Genomic DNA, 16,281 nt, shown 5'->3' with positions numbered 1-16,281 from the left:
GGCTGGAAGTGGATGTCCGCGATCACCGGGATCTGGGACTTCTTCGCGATGACCGGCAGCGCGTCGGCGTCGTCCTGCGACGGACACGCCACCCGGACGATCTGGCAGCCGGCCGCCGTCAGCTCGGCGATCTGCTGCAACGTCGCGCCGACGTCGGCCGTGACCGTCGTCGTCATCGACTGCACCGACACCGGCGCGTCCCCGCCGACCGCCACCGGCCCCACCTGGATGCGCCGCGAGGGGCGGCGCACCGCGAGGCGGGCGGGGACGTCGGGGAGCCCGAGGGAGACCGGCTCCGTCGTGGCCATGACGGTCAGCCCCGGTTTCCGGTGACGGTCTCACGGGCGGCGCGCAGCGACTCCTTCAGCGACCCCATGGTGGCCAGGACGGCCGTGGGCTCGTAGCCGCAATGGGCCATGCAGTTGGCGCACCGGGGGTCCTTGCCGCGCCCGTACTTCTCCCAATCGGTGTCCTCGATCAGCTCCCGGTACGTGGGGACGTAGCCGTCGCTCATCAGGTAGCAGGGGCGCTGCCAGCCGAAGAGGGAGTAGTTGGGGATGGCCCAGGCGGTGCAGGGGAAGTCCGCCTTGCCTTCGAGGAAGTCGAGGAAGAGCGGGCTGTGGTTGAGCCGCCAGCGGCGGCGGTTGCCGCCGGCGAACGCCTTCTTGAAGAGCTCGCGGGTCTGCTCGACGCCGAGGAAGTGCTCCTGGTCGGGGGCCTTCTCGTAGGCGTAGGCGGGCGAAATCATCATTTCGTCGACCTGCAGGTCGTCATTGAGGAAATTGAGCACCTCGATGATGGTCTGCGGGGTGTCGGTGTTGAAGAAGGTCGAGTTGGTGGTGACCCGGAAGCCGCGCCGCTTGGCCTCCTTGATGGCCTCCACCGCTTCGTCGAATACGCCCTCCTTCGCCACGGACTCGTCGTGCCGCTGGCGCAGCCCGTCGATGTGCACCGCGAACGCGAAATACGGGGAGGGCGTGAACTTCTCCATTTTCTTCCGCATCAGCAGGGCGTTGGTGCAGAGGAAGACGTACTTCTTCCGTTCCACCAATTGGCGCACGATCTCATGGATCTGGGGGTGCATCAGCGGCTCTCCGCCGGCGATCGACACCATGGGCGCGCCGGACTCCAGCACCGCCCCGACCGCCTGGGCGACGGGCATGCGCTGCTTGAGCACGCCGGCCGGGTGCTGGATCTTGCCGCAGCCCTCGCATTTGAGGTTGCAGGCGAAGAGCGGCTCCAGCTCGACGATCAACGGGAACTTGTCCCGCTTACGCAGCTTCTGTTCAAACAGGTAGGTCCCGACCCGGATGGTCTGACGGAGCGGCATGGCCATCTAGCTCACCTCCTGGGGAGCAGCAAAGAACGGTGCCATTCGAAAAAAGCCGGAAGGACGGTGCGCAGCACACGGAAAGCTGATATTCCACCCCGCAAGGTCCCGATTCGCACCAGTTCATGTTCTGGAGCGTCCACGACCACTCTTACGGCCGCAACCGGGCGCATTCCCGCCCGTGCGGCGCTTCGGAGCGTGGCGGCGGATTCCATGTCCACCGCGAGTGCGCCCGCGGCGTGCAGGGCCGCGCGCTCCGCGCCGCGCACGACGTGGTCGGAGCCGACCAGCGGACCGGTGTGGATGACGCGCCGGGGCGCCACGCGCGCCAGCTCCTTGGCGAGCAGCTCGACGCCGGTGCACTGCGTGCTGCCGGCCGCGTCGCGCGTCTCGTCGGCGACGACGAGGTCGCCGGGGTGCATCCCCGGGGCCAGGCCGGCGCAGAAGCCGGTGGCGATCACGGCCGCGTCGCTGCGGACCGTGCCGTCGCCGAGGGCCCGGGTCACGGCACGTTCCGCGGCGAGCGGGCCCATGCCGGTGCGCAGCACGGCCACGGGCCTGCCTCCGCCGCCGGGGCCGCCGCGCAGCGCCAGGCGCTCGATGCCGAGCGCGCAGGCGACCAGCAGCGGTGCGGGGGCGAAGCGGCCCGTGCCCGGGGTCATCAGACCTCCAGCCGTTCGGGCGGGCAGGGCCCGCCGTGCAGGTAGCGGCCGAGGGCGGTGAGCGGGAACACCTGGCGGTACAGGTGGTAGTTGATGGAGAAGTCCCAGGGGAAGCCGGTGCCGGTGAAGAACGGCTCGTCCCAGGAGCCGTCCTCGGCCTGGGTCGCGGCCAGCCAGGCGACGCCCCGCTCGACGGCCTCGTGGTCCCGCTCCCCCGCCGCCAGCAGGGCCAGCAGCGCCCAGGCGGTCTGCGAGGCGGTGGAGGCGCCGCGGCCGGCCCACTCGCGGTCCCGGTAGGAGCGCAGGTCCTCGCCCCAGCCGCCGTCCTCGTTCTGCACCTCCCGCAGCCAGGTCACGGCCCGCCGGATCGCGGGGTGGGAGGCGGGCAGCCCGGCGGCGACGAGGGCGGGCACCACGGAGCCGGTGCCGTAGACGTAATTGACGCCCCAGCGGCCGAACCAGGCGCCGCACTCCTCCTGCTCGGCCAGCAGCCACTCGATGCCGCGCCGGGCGCGGGGGTGGTGCTGTTTGCCGAGGGCCGCCAGCATCTCGACGACGTGCGCGGTGACGTCGGCCGACGGCGGGTCGACGACCTCGCCGAAGTCGCAGAACGGCAGCCGGTTGGGGAACGGGCTGGTGTTGTCGGCGTCGAAGGCGCCCCACGCGCCGTTCCTCGACTGCATCCCCACCGTCCAGCGGGCGGCCCGGCGCACCGCCTCCTCGACCCGCTCGGGGTCGGGGTGGCGGACGCGCTTGAGCGCGAGGATCACCTCGGCGGTGTCGTCGATGTCGGGATACTGGTCGTTGTGGAACTCGAACGCCCAGCCGCCCGGCGGGAGTTCGGGCCTGCGCACCGCCCAGTCGCCGCTGCGCAGGATCTGCTCGTCCAGCATCCAGTCGGCGGCCTTGACGAGCGCCGGGTGGTCGGGGGGCACGCCCGCGTCGGCCAGGGCGATGGTGGCCAGGCAGGTGTCCCACACCGGGGACTGGCACGCCTCGATCATCCGGACCGGGGCGCCGTCCGGGCCGTCCTCGTGCCACACGGCGAAACGGTCCAGCGACTCCAGCCCGGCGCGCAGGACGGGGTGGTCCAGGTCGTAGCCCAGGAGGTGGAGGGCGATGACGGAGTAGACGGCCGGTGGCTGGATGCCGCCCCAGCAGCCGTCGTTCTCCTGGCGCTCGATGATCCAGCGGGCGGCCGCGCCCAGCGCGGCCCGGCGCAGCGGGCGGAAGGGGAAGCGGTGGTAGAGGTGCAGCGCCTTGTCCAGGCGCTGGAAGAGGCCGTCCCAGCTGGTGGCCGGGGCCAGGGGGCGCGGCGGCGCGGGGTTGCGCGGGTCGGTGTGCAGCTCGTCGAGGGAGAAGGGCGCCGGCCGTACGGGGCGCAGCGCGGAGACGACGGTGAGCGGCACGATGGTCTGCCGGGCCCAGCAGCCGAAGTCGTAGATGTTGAGCGGGAACTGCTTGGGCACGTACATGAGCTCCGGCGGCAGCTCGGGCAGGTCCTCCCACCGCCACCAGCCGAAGAGCGCCAGCCAGATCCGGGTGAAGACGCGGGCGGCGGCGATGCCGCCCCGGGCGCGGACCCATTCGGCGGCGGCGGTCATGTGCGGGGCGGAGGGGGCGTCCCCGGCGAGCCGCAGGGCGACGTACGCCTCGATGGTGGCGGAGAGCTCCGCGGGGCCGCCGTGGAAGGTGGCCCAGGTGCCGTCGGGGTGCTGCCGGGAGCGGATGAAGCGGGCGGCGGCCGCGGTGGTCCGCTCGTCCTGGATGCCGAGGAACTGGCGGAGCAGGAGGTCCTCGGCGTCCATGGTGACGTTGGTCTCCAGGTCGCCCTTCCACCAGCCCGCCTCGTCCTGGCGGGACAGCAGGTGCTCGACGGCGCGGGAGGCGGCCCGCTCCGCGGCGTCACGGGGCTTCGGCCCGTCGGCCGCCGCGGCCGGAGGCAGAACGGTTGTGCTGTGGCCGGCCTCGGCTGCGCGGGGCGGGAAGGCCCCGGCGCCGTCGGTCGTCGCTGTCATGGCTTCCCCTAATGCAGTGAGTTTCTTCTCTGCCGTACTGCTGTGACTGCCGTACTGGGGGGCTTCCGTCGGCCGGTGCCGCACAAGGGACACCGGCCGGCGACCGCGAGGGCTAGATCGGGTCGATAACGGTCAACTCTTCCGTACGACGACGAAGTCCGCGAGTGCGATCAGCTGGGCCCGGACCTCTTCGGGCATGTCGACCGCGCTCAGCGCCTCGATGGCGGTGGCGTGCTGGCGGCGGGCCTCCTCGGAGGTCCACTCCCGGCCGCCCGCCTCCTCGATGAGCGCCGCGCGGGTGGCGAACTCCTCCTCGTCGAAGTCGGCCAGCTGGGCGTCGCTCAGCTTGGCGTCGGCGGCGAGGATGCCGGCCAGCCGCTCGGAGGCGGAGCCGCCCGCCGCGAGGGCGGCGACCACCGGGAGGGACTTCTTGCGCTGCCGCAGGTCGCTCCAGGTCTGCTTGCCGGTGGTCTCCGGGTCGCCCCAGATGCCGAGGAGGTCGTCGACCGCCTGGAAGGCCAGGCCGAGGTGGTAGCCGTACGCCTCCAGGGCGTCGGCCGTACGGTCGTCGGCGCCGCCGAGGACCGCGCCGATGGACACCGCGCAGGCCAGCAGCGCGCCGGTCTTGTTGCCCTCCATCTCCAGGCACTCGGCCACGGTGACGCGCTCGCGGTGCTCGTAGGAGATGTCCTGGGCCTGGCCGTCGATGAGCTTGCGGGTGGCGGTGGTCAGCCGGCGGGTCGCCCGGCCCGCCTCGACGGTGCCGAGCTCCAGCAGCACCTCGTTGGCCAGCGCGAAGAGCGCGTCGCCGACGAGGATGGCCTGCGCCGGGCTGTACGCCTTCCAGACGGTGTCGCGGTGGCGGCGCTGCTCGTCGCCGTCCATCAGGTCGTCGTGCAGCAGCGAGAAGTTGTGCACGAGCTCGACGGCGACGGCGCCGGGGACGCCCACCTCGGGCGCTCTGCCCGCGGCCTCGGCCGAGAGCAGCGCGAGGGCGGGCCGGATGGCCTTGCCGCTGTCGCCGTGCGCCGGCCGGCCTTCGGCGTCGATCCAGCCGAAGTGGTAGGCGGCGACGGTGTCCATGGGTGCCGCGAGCCGGTTGACGGCGGCACGCAGCACCGGCGTGGCAAGCGTCCGTCCGCGCTCCAGCAGGGCACTGACGCCTGCGGTGTCGACAGCTGGGATCGCCGATGTCACGGTCTCTCCTCTGGTGGTCGTGCTCGCGCGCGCCCCGTTCGCGGAACGCGCGCCTTTGAAGGCTCGCTGGTTCATACCGCCGCCTCCCGCAAGGGATCCCGGTGCGGCCGGCCGAGCTCGAAGAGCGCGGCGCCGGCGGCGCTCAGACCGCTGCGCACCGCGCCCTCCATGGTCGCGGGCCAGCCCGTGGCGGTCCACGCACCGGCCAGGTGGAGGCCGGGCGCGTTCGTGGGGGCGGGCGGCCGCAGCCGGCCGACGCCCGGGGTGGGAGCGAACGTGGCCGTCCGCTCGCGGGTGACGAAGAAGTCCTCGACGACCGCGTCGCGCGCGGCGGGCAGCAGTCGCTCCAGCTCGGGCAGGTAGCGCTCGCGCAGCTCGGCGACCGGCCGGTCGATGTCGTCCTGTGCCGCCGACTGCGACACGGCCAGGTACTGGCCCGTGCCGCCGCGCGCGGCGAGCCCGGAGGAGTCGGTGCGGTCGAAGACCCACTGCACCGGGCTGCCGAGCGCGGCGAAGAAGGGCTGCCGCAGGACGGTGCGGTCGTAGACGACGTGCAGGTTGAGGATGGGCGCGGTGTCGATGTCCAGCAGCCGGTCCGGGTCGTCGAGGGCGCCCTCGGGCAGCAGGCCGTGGCTCTCGCGCTGCGGCACGGCGAGCACGACGGCGTCGGCGTCGAGGCGCTCGGTGGTGCCGGGCCCGGCTTCGGCGTCCACGTGCCAGCCGCCGTCCGCCCTCGGGGTGATCCGGGTCGCGCGGGTGCGCAGCGCGGTGCGGACGCCGGCGGCGTCGAGGGCGGCGCGGGCCCGGGTGTCGTGCAGCTCGCCCAGGGGGACGTGGGCCCAGCCGATGTCGGCGGCGCCGGGCTCGGAGAGCAGGCCGGTCTTGAAGACCATGGCGGCCAGCCCCAGCGATGCCTGGTCGGCGGTGGCGTTGAGGGTGGCGATGCCGACGAGGTCCCACAGGGCCTCGACGGTGCGCGGCGACTGGCCGTGGCGGCGCAGCCAGGTGGCGAAGTCCACGCCGTCCAGGGCCGGGTCCGCCGGGTCCAGGCCACGCAGGGCGAGGGCTGCCCGGCCGACCTTGGCGCGCTCGGCGAGCGAGAGGTGCGGGTAGGTGGCCAGGCTGGCCGCGAGGTGCAGCGGCACGGGCAGGGCGGTGCGGCGCAGCCGGCCCAGGCGCGGGCGCCCCGAGGGGTGGCCGACGTCGAGGACGGGCACGTCGAGCCGGTCCTGCAGCGGGGCGAGGTGGCGGGCGTCCAGCCGGTCGAGGAACCACTGGTAGGCGGTGCAGCAGCGCAGGTAGACGTGCTGGCCGTTGTCGATGGTCAGCTCGCCGCGGCGGAAGGAGAAGGCGAGCCCGCCGAGGCGGGGCCGGCCCTCCAGGAGGGTGACGTCGAGGCCGGCGTCGGCGAGCTCCAGCGCGGCCGTGATGCCGGCGAGCCCGCCCCCGATCACCACCGCGGCCGCCCCGTCGGGGCGGCCTGCCTCGTCTGTGCGGAGCCGGTCGGGCCGGGTCGTCGTACGTGCCGTCATGCGCCCTCCCCCTCGGCTGTTGTCAGGGACGCGCGGACCGGGTGGAGGGTTGCGCGCCGCTTCCCGTCGGGACGACGGCCGGTGCCCGTGTGCAGGGGGGACATCAAGCGCGCCCCCTGGCGGTCTGCCGGTGGACGCTGCGGGCGTCGTAGCCGGACAGTCCGCGCACGGCGACGAACGCCTTCTCGCGGCCCGGGAGGGAGACCCGGCCGCGCAGCACGGCCTGCGGCTCCTCGGCGATGCGGTCCAGCAGCCGGCGGTAGATGCCGGACATGGCGGCGACGCAGGCGCCGCTGCGCCGGTCGAGCATGGGCAGCAGCTTCATGCCCTGGGCGAACAGGGCGCGGGCCCGGCGCACCTCGAAGTGCACCAGCCCGGTGAAGTCGGCCCCGGCCGGGGGCCGGGGCGAGTGGAAGCCGGCGGAGCAGCCGAATTTGGCGAGGTCCTCCGCGGGCAGGTAGGTGCGGCCGTTGGCCGCGTCCTCGCGGACGTCGCGCAGGATGTTGGTGAGCTGCAGCGCCAGGCCGAGCGTGTCGGCGTACTCCGGGGCGCGCGCGGTGTCGCGGGCACCGGGCACCGTGCCGAAGACGCCGAGCGAGAGCCGGCCGATGGCGCCGGCGACGCAGCGGCAGTACCGGGCCAGGTCGTCCCACGTCTCGTAGCTCTCGCCGCGTACGTCCATCTGAACGCCGTCGATCAGTTCGTCGAGGCCGCCGATGGGAATGGGGAAGCGGCGCACGGCGTGCGCGAGCGCGACGGCCACCGGGTCGGTGTCGTCCTCGTCGACGGCGCCCTCCCTGATGCGGTCGAGCGTCGTGCGGGCCTCTTCCAGTCGCAGCCGCTTGGACTCCGGGTCCAGGGGTCCGTCACCGATGTCGTCGACGCGCCGCGAGAAGGCGTACAGGGCCGACATGGCCCGTCGCTTGGCCGCGGGCAGCAGCCTGATGCCGTAGCTGAAGTTTCCGGCCTGCTGTCCGGTGACGGCCTCGCAGTAGCTGTACGCGGCGAGTACCGGTGCGGACGCGTGTGGCGTTCCGTTCACGGTCCCGCTCACCCCTCTCTTCGCAATGTCGCCGCCACCTCGCGCAGCAAGCTGAGCTTGGTGGGCTTGGGCGGTCCGGGGAGAACGTCGTGTCCGGCGGCGGCGACCGCCCGGAGTGCGGCCCTCCCTCCGCCCACGAATCCCGCGAGCAACAGCTTCAGCCTGCCGTGGACGCTACCCACCAGGGGGGTGCCTTCATTCAGCAGGTTCCCGGCGCGTTCCGCCTCGAACGCGACCAGCGCGCGCACCGATGCGCTGCCGGTCGTCCGGGCGAGATCGGACTCCGTGACGCGGAAGCGCGCCATGTCGTCGGCGGGGAGGTAGATGCGGTCGCGCCGGAGGTCCTCGGCGACGTCCTGTAGGTGTTCGACGATCTGCAGGGCGGTGCAGACCGCGTCCGAGCGGCGGATCCGCTCGGGGCTTGCGGTGCCGGTGATGCCGAGGACGAGGCGGCCGACGGGGTTGGCGGACAGCTCGCAGTAGGCGAGCAGCTCGTCGTAATGGCCGTAGCGGCGTACCCGCTGGTCCTGGCGGTTCGCCTCGATCAGGCCGAGGAAGGGCTCGGGGGTCAGACCGCACCGGCGGACGGTCGGACGCAGGCGGAGCAGCAGCGGGTGGCGGGGGCCGGTGCCGGTGGTGTCGAAGACGCGCCGCAGGTCCGCCTCGAAGGCGTCGAGCATGGCGAGGCGGTCGTCCGTCTGCTCGCGGTCCAGCCCGAGCAGCTCGGCGTCGCGGCCACCGGGGGCGAGGTCGCCGTCGCCGATGTCGTCGACGAGGCGGGCGTAGCCGTAGACCGCCATGAGGTCGGCACGCCAGGCGCGCGGCACGAAGAAGGGTGCCACGGGGAAGTTCTCGTGCGCGGCCTTGTCGAGCACGGCGCGCGCGTGCGCGTCCGTCCCCGCGGTCATCGCGGGCTGCCCGGACCGGGGACGGCGTACGCGTCTCTGATCTGGTCAGGCCCCGTAGCCTTTGCAGCCATTGCCGTCACATCTCCCGTTCTACACTGCCGACCCAGAACATCCTATTTCGGACACGCCGCAGGGCGGGGCCGTCCCCCCGGGCTCCTCTTCGAGCCTCCCCCGTGCACCTCGGCGGCGGGGATCCGCGAGTATCGCCATGCCCCGCCACAAACAGCCGCAAAAGAGCACGCTACAGCGTACGCCGTACAAGTGTCCGACGTCCGCCGGGGTACGTGCTTGATCCTTACAATGCCACGCACGGCCCGAATCAACCCTGACAATAAGCGAGTTGATCGTCACGGAACGGTCAAGGCCCCCGTCGCTGCGCTCCTACGGGGGCCTCGTGCGGCCGGTGGTCTCCCCGGTGCTCCCGGGGAGCGCCGGCTGCGGATCCGTTACCGGGCCGTCTCCCGCTCGTAGGCCCGGACCACCTCGTCCGTGGGGCCGTCCATCAGCAGCTCACCGCGTTCCAGCCACAGCACCCGGTCGCACGTGTCGCGGATCGACCTGTTGTTGTGGCTGACCAGGAAGACCGTGCCGGCCTCCTTGCGCAGCTCGCGGATGCGCTCCTCGGAGCGCTTCTGGAAGGACCGGTCGCCGGTGGCCAGCGCCTCGTCGATCATCAGCACGTCGTGGTCCTTGGCCGCCGCGATGGAGAACCGCAGCCGGGCCGCCATGCCGGAGGAGTAGGTCCGCATGGGGAGCGTGATGAAGTCGCCCTTCTCGTTGATGCCGGAGAAGTCGACGATGTCCTGGTAGCGCTCGCGGATCTGCTCGCGCGACATGCCCATGGCCAGACCGCCGAGCATCACGTTCTTCTCGCCCGTGAGGTCGTTCATCATGGCGGCGTTCACGCCCAGCAGCGAGGGCTGGCCGTCGGTGTAGATCTTGCCGCGCTCGGTGGGCAGCAGCCCGGCGACCGCCTTGAGCAGGGTGGACTTGCCCGAGCCGTTGGAGCCGATCAGGCCGATGGCCTGGCCCCGGTAGGCGGTGAAGCTCACCCCCTTGACCGCGTGCACCTCGCGCACGCCCGCGCCGGGCTTGCGCTTGACGATCCGGTTCAGGGCGGCGGTCGCACTGCCGCGGCCGGTGTTGCCGCCGTAGACGCGGTAGACGATGTGGACGTCGTCCGCGATCACGGTGGGCAGGGGTGCGGACGCCTCGGTCCCGGTGTTCTGATCAGCCACGGCCGTACTTCTCCTCAGCCTTCCAGAAGTACACGAAACCACCGACGCCCACGACGAGCGCCCAGCCGACCGCCAGCACCCACACGTGCGGCGGCAGGTGGATGTGGCTGCGGTCGTCGATCAGCGCCCAGCGCATGAGGTCGATGTAGACGGCGGCCGGGTTGGCGGCCAGCAGGTCGGCGACCCACTTCGGCGCGTGCGTCTTCTCCAGCGCCGTGGACAGGCTGTACATCACGCCGGACGCGTACATCCACGTGCGGGTGAGGAACGGCAGCAGCTGCGCCAGGTCGGGCGTCTTGCTGCCCATCCGGGCCAGGACCATCGCCAGGCCGGTGTTGAAGAGGAACTGCAGCACCAGCACCGGGACGATCAGCACCCACGACAGCGCGGGCATGTGGCCGAAGCCGAGCAGGAAGACGAACAGCACGCAGATCGAGAGCAGCAGCTGCTGGAGCTGCTGGAGCGCGAAGGAGATCGGCAGCGCCGCCCGCGGGAAGTGCAGGGCGCGCACCAGCCCCAGGTTGCCCGCGATCGAGCGCACGCCGGCCATCGCCGAGCTCTGCGTGAAGGTGAAGACGAAGATCCCCGTCACCAGGAAGGGGATGTAGTTGCGGATCCCCATGTCCTTGCCCTGCTGCATCAGCAGGCCGAAGATCAGGAAGTACACCGTGGCGTTCAGCAGGGGGGTGGCCACCTGCCAGACCTGGCCCAGCTTGGCCTGGCTGTACTGGGCGGTCATCTTCGCCCGGGAGAAGGCGATGATGAAGTGCCGCCGGTCCCACAGCTGCCGCGCGTACTCCGGCAGGCTCGGCCGGGCACCGCTCACCGCGAGCCCGTACTTCCTGGCCAGCTCGGCGGCGGGCAGACCGTCGTCGGGTGACGGCGGGGCACTCATGGCGACCGCACTGTCGTGCGTTGTCTCGCTCACAATTGACACTTTCGTCCTCAAGGTGCGCTGCCGGGGCCGGGCCCCGGTTCGCGCCCGGTGCTCTCAGACAAGAGCTTGTCAGATCACGGGCGGGCGACCCAGTCGGGTCAGGCGCCACACGGTACGCCACTTCATGGGGCGGCGCGGACCGCAGGGCGTCGTCCAGCCCTCCCGGAAGCCGCCGAACCACGCGCGCAGCGCGGGCAGCGACGGGCGGCGGGCCAGGGTCAGCAGCAGCCACACCCCGACGTAGACGGGGACCAGCGGTGCCGGAAGGTTCCGGCGGGCCAGCCAGACCCGGTTGCGGGCCACCATCCGGTGGTAGACGGCGTGCCGGCTGGGGGCCGTGGTGGGGTGGTGCAGGACCATGTCCGACCGGTAGTCGATCATCCAGCCCGCGTCGAGGGCCCGCCAGGCGAGGTCGGTCTCCTCGTGCGCGTAGAAGAACTCGTCCGGCAGTCCGCCGACGTCGGCGAAGACCCGGGTGCGGGCCGCGTTGGCGCCGCCGAGGAAGGTCGTCACGCGCGACGAGCGCATCGGGTCGGACGCCCGCAGCCGCGGCACGTGGCGACGCTGGGTGACGCCGGTGTCGGGGTCGGCGATGCGGAAGCTGATGATCCCCAGCTCCGGGTCGGCGGCGAACGCCTCCCGGCACAGCTGGGCCGTGTCCCGGTTCGGCAGCAGTCCGTCGTCGTCGAGGAAGAGCAGGACGTCCACGTCGCGGCCGCCGGGGCCGAACGCCTCGATGCCGACGTTGCGGCCGGCCGGGATGCCCACGTTCTCGGGCAGCTCGACGGTCCGTACGGCGAGGCCGGGGACGTTCAGCTCGGGCAGCGGGGAGCCGTTGCCGACGACGACGACCTCGATCGCCTCGCCGGTCTGCTGGGCGACGGACTCCAGCAGGGCGCGCAGCTCGTCGGGGCGGTTGCCCATGGTCAGGACGACCGCGCCGACTCTGGTCGGGGCGCTCATCGCAGCCTGCTCGACGCGAGGATGGACACCAGGTGCAGCACCGTCTGCAGGAGCGCGATGCCCGCGAGGACGGCGACGCCGAGGCGCGAGAAGAACAGGTCGTCCCGGACCGCGTCCAGGACCGCGAGGACCAGGATCAGCAGGGACGCCTCGATCCCCAGGATGAGGCGGTGGAACTTCAGCGCGGCGGCGGCCTTGCGGGCCAGGGCCATGCCGGACGAGCGCGGCTCGGACGCCGCCTCCTTGACCGGCGGGAGCCCGCCCTGGTGCCGGGCGACCCCGACGAGGTCGGTCTCGGCCTTGATCAGGACGGCGCCGACGGCGGCCAGGGTGCCCAGGAAGGCCCACAGCCAGTCGATCCGGCCGGAGCCCCACAGGTCGGCGGCGCGCAGCCCGAAGCCGACCAGGACCGCGGCGTCGCACAGGTAGGCGCCGACCCGGTCCAGGTACACGCCGCCGAGCGAGAACTGCTTCTTCCAGCGGGCGACCTCGCCGTCGATGCAGTCGAGCAGCAGGTAGAGCTGGACCATCAGCACGCCGAGCACGGCGCCCGTGATCCCGGGCACCAGCAGGGCCGGGGCCGCGAGGACACCGAAGACGGTCATCAGGTAGGTGAGCTGGTTGGGCGTGATCCGGGTGTTGACCAGGTACCGGTCGCAGCGCAGCGAGATCTCTCGCATGTACAGGCGGCCGGCCCAGTGCTCACCGCTGCGCCGGTCCTTCACACCCGCGGGGTGGACGACCGGTCGGAGTTCAGCTACTGACGGTTTGTGCATAGTCGGCGTAGGCGTCCCTGATCTGGTGGGTGGAGAGGTCGAGGTGCTCAAGGATCGTGTACCGCCCGGGGCGGGTCTGCGGCGCGTACTCCACCACCCGCACGAACTCGTCGTCGGTGAAGCCGATCTCGGAGGGCAGCACGGGCAGGCCGTGCCGCCGCAGCACCTCGACCATCAGCGCGGACTCCTCGCGGGCACCGCGCAGGTGCATCGCGAAGGCGGCCCCGAGGCCGCACTGCTCGCCATGGCTGGCGGCGCGCTTGGGGTAGAGGATGTCGAAGGCGTGGTTGATCTCGTGGCAGGCGCCCGAGGCGGGGCGGCTGTCGCCGGCGACGGACATCGAGATGCCGGTGAGCACCAGCCCCTCGGCCAGCACCTGCAGGAAGCCGTCGTCGCCGACGCCGCCGGGGTGCCGGAGCACGGCCTCGCCGGCCTGGCGGGCCATCGCGGCGGCCAGGCCGTCGATGCCCTCGCCGCGCTCGCGGTGGGCGAGCTCCCAGTCGGCGACGGCGGAGATGTTGGAGATCGCGTCGCCGATGCCGGAGCGCACGTAGCGCACCGGCGCCTCGCGGATGACGTCGAGGTCGATGACGACCGCGATGGGGTTCGGCACGCCGTACGAGCCGCGGCCCGCGTCGTTGTCGAGGGTGGCGACCGGCGAGCAGAGCCCGTCGTGCGAGAGGTTGGTGGCGACGGCGACCAGCGGCAGGCCGATCCGCGCCGCGGCGTACTTGGCGCAGTCGATGATCTTGCCGCCGCCGAGGCCCACGACGGCGTCGTAGTGCCCCTTCTTCATGCGGTCGCCGAGCCTGATGGCGTCGTCCAGGGTGCCGCCGCCGACCTCGTACCAGGAGGCGCCGGGCAGCGCCGGGGCGAGCCGTTCGCGCAGCTGCGCCCCGGAGCCGCCGCTGATGGCGATGGCGAGCTTGCCGGAGCTGGAGATCCGCTGGTCGGCGAGGACGCAGGCCAGATCGTTCAGGGCTCCGGCGCGGATGTCGACGACGACCGGCGAGGGGATGAGCCTCGTCAGTACTGGCACGCGATCTCCCGGCCCTTGGCGAGGTCGTCGTGGTTGTCGATCTCGACCCACTTCACGTCGCCGATGGGGGCCGTGTCGATCTTGAAGCCGCGGTTGACGAGCTCCTGGTAGCCGTCCTCGTAGTACAGGTCGGGGTCGCGCTCGAAGGTGACCTTGAGGGCGTCCGCCAGCTCGGCGGCGGCCTCGGCCTCGATGAGGGTGACGCCGATGTACTCGCCGGTGGCGGCGGCGGGCTCCATGAGCTTGGTGATCTTCTGGACGCCCTTCTCGGCGTCCACGACGACCTTCATCTCCTCGTCGGCGAGGTTCTTCACCGTGTCGAGGGCCAGGATGATCTTCTGGCCGTTGCCGCGGGCGGCGAGCAGCGTCTTCTCGACGGAGACCGGGTGGACGGTGTCGCCGTTGGCGAGGATCACACCGCGGCCGAGGACCTCACGGGCGCACCACAGGGAGTAGGCGTTGTTCCACTCCTCGGCCTTGTCGTTGTCGATCAGGGTGAGCTTGAGGCCGTACTTGGCCTCCAGCGCCTCCTTGCGCGCGTAGACGGCCTCCTTGCGGTAGCCGACGACGATCGCGACCTCGGTCAGGCCGACCTCGGCGAAGTTGCCGAGGGTCAGGTCGAGGACGGTGAGCGACTCCTCCGCCCCGTCGGGGCCGACCGGCACCAGAGCCTTGGGCAGGGTGTCGGTGTAGGGACGCAGACGCCGTCCGGCGCCGGCTGCCAGCACGAGGCCGATCATGCGGGTTCTCCTGTTTCGTCGTGTACTGCGGGCGCCCCGGCGGACACCCAGAACCGGATGCTCTCGCTGAGCACCAGGAGCGTGATGGCGGCCGCGAGGACCGTCAGCGCGATGGTGAAGCCCCGGCCGTGCCAGAGGGCGGCGGCGGCCGTGACCGCCACGGCCCGTCCCTCGTGCCCGCCGATCGCCCGCACCAGCCAGTGCGGCGGGGCACCGGTGCCGCCACGGATGCGGTACACCGTGTCGTAGTGATGGTAGGCGACCGCGGCCACCAGGCCGAAAGCCGCGGGCAGGGCGCCCGGGGCGTCGGAGAGCGCCGCCAGGCCGAGGACGATCCCGTACTCGGCGGCCCGGAAGACGGGCGGGACCAGCCAGTCGAGGGGGCCCTTGAGGGGGTGGGCGACGGCGACGCCCGCGAAGACGGCGTACGCCACGGCCTGCAGGACGGCGCGCCAGGTGCCGGCGTTGCCGCCGAGCAGCGGTCCGGCCAGCAGCACGGCCGCGGCGATGACCGCCCACAGGGGGGCGCTGTAGGCGCGGGCGGGCATCGAGCGGCCGAGGGTCCGGCTCGCGAGCTCCGCGAGGGGGCCGGAGTCGGCGAGGTCGGCGAGGGCCTGGGCGGCGCGGTCGGTGCGGCGGGCCTTGCGGGTCAGCGAGCGCAGCACGCGCCCGGCGGTGGTGTAGCAGGCCGCGAAGGCGCAGCCGATCAGCAGCACGACGAAGACGACGCGGGGGGTGGTGAGCGCGGTGAGGACCGCGATCAGCGCCCAGCGCTCGCCGATGGGCAGCACGATCATGCGCCGCGCCCAGACGGTCCAGCCGACGCTGTCGAGCTTGTCGGAGAGGGCGGCGGTGGGGCTGGTGTTCGCGGTGGCGTCGTGGTTCGCCTCGTTGAAGGAGAAGTCGACGACGTGCCGGCAGGTCTGCAGGACCATCGCGCCGAGCGCGAGGGCCCATACGTCGTCGCCGCCGCGGGCGGCGCCGAGGGCCAGGCCCGCGTAGTAGGCGTACTCCTTGGCCCGGTCGAACGTGGCGTCGAGCCAGGCGCCGAGCGTGGAGTACTGCAGGGAGTAGCGGGCGAGCTGGCCGTCGGTGCAGTCCAGCACGAACGAGGCGATCAGCAGCACGCCGGCGGCGACGAAGCCGGGCCGGGTGCCGGTGGCCGCGCAGCCGGCCGCGATCAGCGCCGTCAGCAGCGAGGCGGTCGTCACCTGATTGGGGGTGAGGCCGCGGCGCGCGCACCAGCGGGCGACGTAGCGGGAGTAGGGGCTGATGAAGAAGGTGGTGAAGAACCCGTCGCGGGACTTCACGGCGCTGCGCAGCCGGACGGCCTCGTCGTCGACGGCGGCGGTCTCGGCCAGCGTCTTGTCCCGCGCGTCCGCGTCCTCGGGCACGGCGGCCACCAGCACTCCGAGGTCGGGCCGGTGCACGGCGACGCCCTCGGCCTCGATCCGGTCGGCGAGGGCGTCGGCCGGTACGCCGTCGGCCGCTGCGTCCGTCCGGTCCGGGCCGGCGAGCGCCGTCAGCGCGCGGGCGAGCGCACCGCGCGCCTCCGGCTGCGCGGTGAGCGCGCCGGTGACGGCGGCGGCCGGGAAGCGGGGGTCGGTCAGGGCGAGCCGCAGGGCGTGGACGTGGCCCACGAAGCGGTGGTCGACGAGGGCGACCCGCTCGGCGGCCGGAACGGCGGCCAGCGCCGCGGCGGCGCCGGCGGGGCCGGGGGCCGGGCGGACGTCGAAGCCCAGGGACCGCAGGTCGTCCTCAAGCGAGGAGCCGGCGGGCGGCGTGCCGGTGAGGATGGCGGTCGACAGACGAACTCACTCCTTGGAAGCTGGCGTGGCCGCCTGGGATCCGCGAATGACCGGGCGGCGTGCGTGGCGCGCCAGGCCCCGGCCGCGGGGC

At 72.7% G+C, this 16,281-nt stretch carries 15 protein-coding genes; all 15 read right to left on the bottom strand.

The genetic code is table 11. The features are described 5' to 3' along the window. On the bottom strand, positions 1–308 hold a 308-nt coding region (locus IE182_RS17460; protein WP_190110753.1), incomplete at its 3' end, for a flavodoxin-dependent (E)-4-hydroxy-3-methylbut-2-enyl-diphosphate synthase. A gap of 5 nt (positions 309–313) precedes the next feature. Beyond that, the gene (hpnH, locus tag IE182_RS17455) at positions 314–1,336 is read right to left on the bottom strand and encodes an adenosyl-hopene transferase HpnH (protein WP_190110752.1); all 1,023 of its coding nucleotides are present in this window, start codon (positions 1,334–1,336) and stop codon (positions 314–316) included. Between the two features lie 5 nt (positions 1,337–1,341). Then, entirely contained in the window at positions 1,342–1,992 is a 651-nt protein-coding gene (locus IE182_RS17450; RefSeq protein WP_190110751.1) for a phosphorylase family protein, read from the bottom strand. Beyond that, positions 1,992–4,010 (bottom strand): squalene--hopene cyclase, encoded by a 2,019-nt coding sequence (gene shc / locus IE182_RS17445; RefSeq protein WP_190110750.1) that lies wholly within the window; start codon positions 4,008–4,010, stop codon positions 1,992–1,994. Before shc ends, IE182_RS17450 begins: the two co-directional genes overlap by 1 nt. A gap of 132 nt (positions 4,011–4,142) precedes the next feature. Further along, positions 4,143–5,207 (bottom strand): polyprenyl synthetase family protein, encoded by a 1,065-nt coding sequence (locus IE182_RS17440; protein WP_190110749.1) that lies wholly within the window; start codon positions 5,205–5,207, stop codon positions 4,143–4,145. Between the two features lie 71 nt (positions 5,208–5,278). After that, on the bottom strand, positions 5,279–6,739 hold the full coding sequence (hpnE, locus tag IE182_RS17435) for a hydroxysqualene dehydroxylase HpnE (RefSeq protein ID WP_190110748.1): 1,461 nt from the start codon (positions 6,737–6,739) through the stop codon (positions 5,279–5,281). A gap of 103 nt (positions 6,740–6,842) precedes the next feature. Beyond that, positions 6,843–7,793 carry a presqualene diphosphate synthase HpnD gene (gene hpnD, locus IE182_RS17430; protein ID WP_190110747.1) on the bottom strand — a complete coding sequence of 317 codons (951 nt, stop codon included), beginning with the start codon at positions 7,791–7,793 and terminating at the stop codon, positions 6,843–6,845. Continuing rightward, on the bottom strand, positions 7,790–8,689 hold the full coding sequence (gene hpnC / locus IE182_RS17425) for a squalene synthase HpnC (protein WP_190110746.1): 900 nt from the start codon (positions 8,687–8,689) through the stop codon (positions 7,790–7,792). The genes hpnD and hpnC overlap by 4 nt, the downstream gene beginning before the upstream one ends. Before the next feature lie 446 nt (positions 8,690–9,135). Further along, positions 9,136–9,927, bottom strand: coding sequence for an ABC transporter ATP-binding protein (locus tag IE182_RS17420; RefSeq protein ID WP_190110745.1), 792 nt, complete (start codon positions 9,925–9,927; stop codon positions 9,136–9,138). After that, positions 9,920–10,855: an ABC transporter permease gene (locus IE182_RS17415; protein ID WP_190110744.1), complete on the bottom strand. Its 936-nt coding sequence runs from the start codon at positions 10,853–10,855 to the stop codon at positions 9,920–9,922. The genes IE182_RS17420 and IE182_RS17415 overlap by 8 nt, the downstream gene beginning before the upstream one ends. Before the next feature lie 78 nt (positions 10,856–10,933). Further along, the gene (locus IE182_RS17410) at positions 10,934–11,827 is read right to left on the bottom strand and encodes a glycosyltransferase family 2 protein (RefSeq protein WP_190110743.1); all 894 of its coding nucleotides are present in this window, start codon (positions 11,825–11,827) and stop codon (positions 10,934–10,936) included. Further along, positions 11,824–12,603, bottom strand: coding sequence for a CDP-alcohol phosphatidyltransferase family protein (locus IE182_RS17405; protein WP_190110742.1), 780 nt, complete (start codon positions 12,601–12,603; stop codon positions 11,824–11,826). Before IE182_RS17405 ends, IE182_RS17410 begins: the two co-directional genes overlap by 4 nt. Then, positions 12,581–13,642: an iron-containing alcohol dehydrogenase family protein gene (locus IE182_RS17400; protein WP_190110741.1), complete on the bottom strand. Its 1,062-nt coding sequence runs from the start codon at positions 13,640–13,642 to the stop codon at positions 12,581–12,583. The genes IE182_RS17405 and IE182_RS17400 overlap by 23 nt, the downstream gene beginning before the upstream one ends. After that, positions 13,630–14,382: a phosphocholine cytidylyltransferase family protein gene (locus tag IE182_RS17395; RefSeq protein ID WP_190110740.1), complete on the bottom strand. Its 753-nt coding sequence runs from the start codon at positions 14,380–14,382 to the stop codon at positions 13,630–13,632. The genes IE182_RS17400 and IE182_RS17395 overlap by 13 nt, the downstream gene beginning before the upstream one ends. Then, positions 14,379–16,190 carry a DUF5941 domain-containing protein gene (locus tag IE182_RS17390; RefSeq protein ID WP_190110776.1) on the bottom strand — a complete coding sequence of 604 codons (1,812 nt, stop codon included), beginning with the start codon at positions 16,188–16,190 and terminating at the stop codon, positions 14,379–14,381. The genes IE182_RS17395 and IE182_RS17390 overlap by 4 nt, the downstream gene beginning before the upstream one ends. Positions 16,191–16,281: the final 91 nt, after the last annotated feature.

The sequence above is a fragment of the Streptomyces cinnamoneus genome (genome assembly GCF_014650495.1).
Taxonomy (GTDB): domain Bacteria; phylum Actinomycetota; class Actinomycetes; order Streptomycetales; family Streptomycetaceae; genus Streptomyces; species Streptomyces cinnamoneus.
This window is presented reverse-complemented; position numbering and strand designations above follow the sequence as displayed.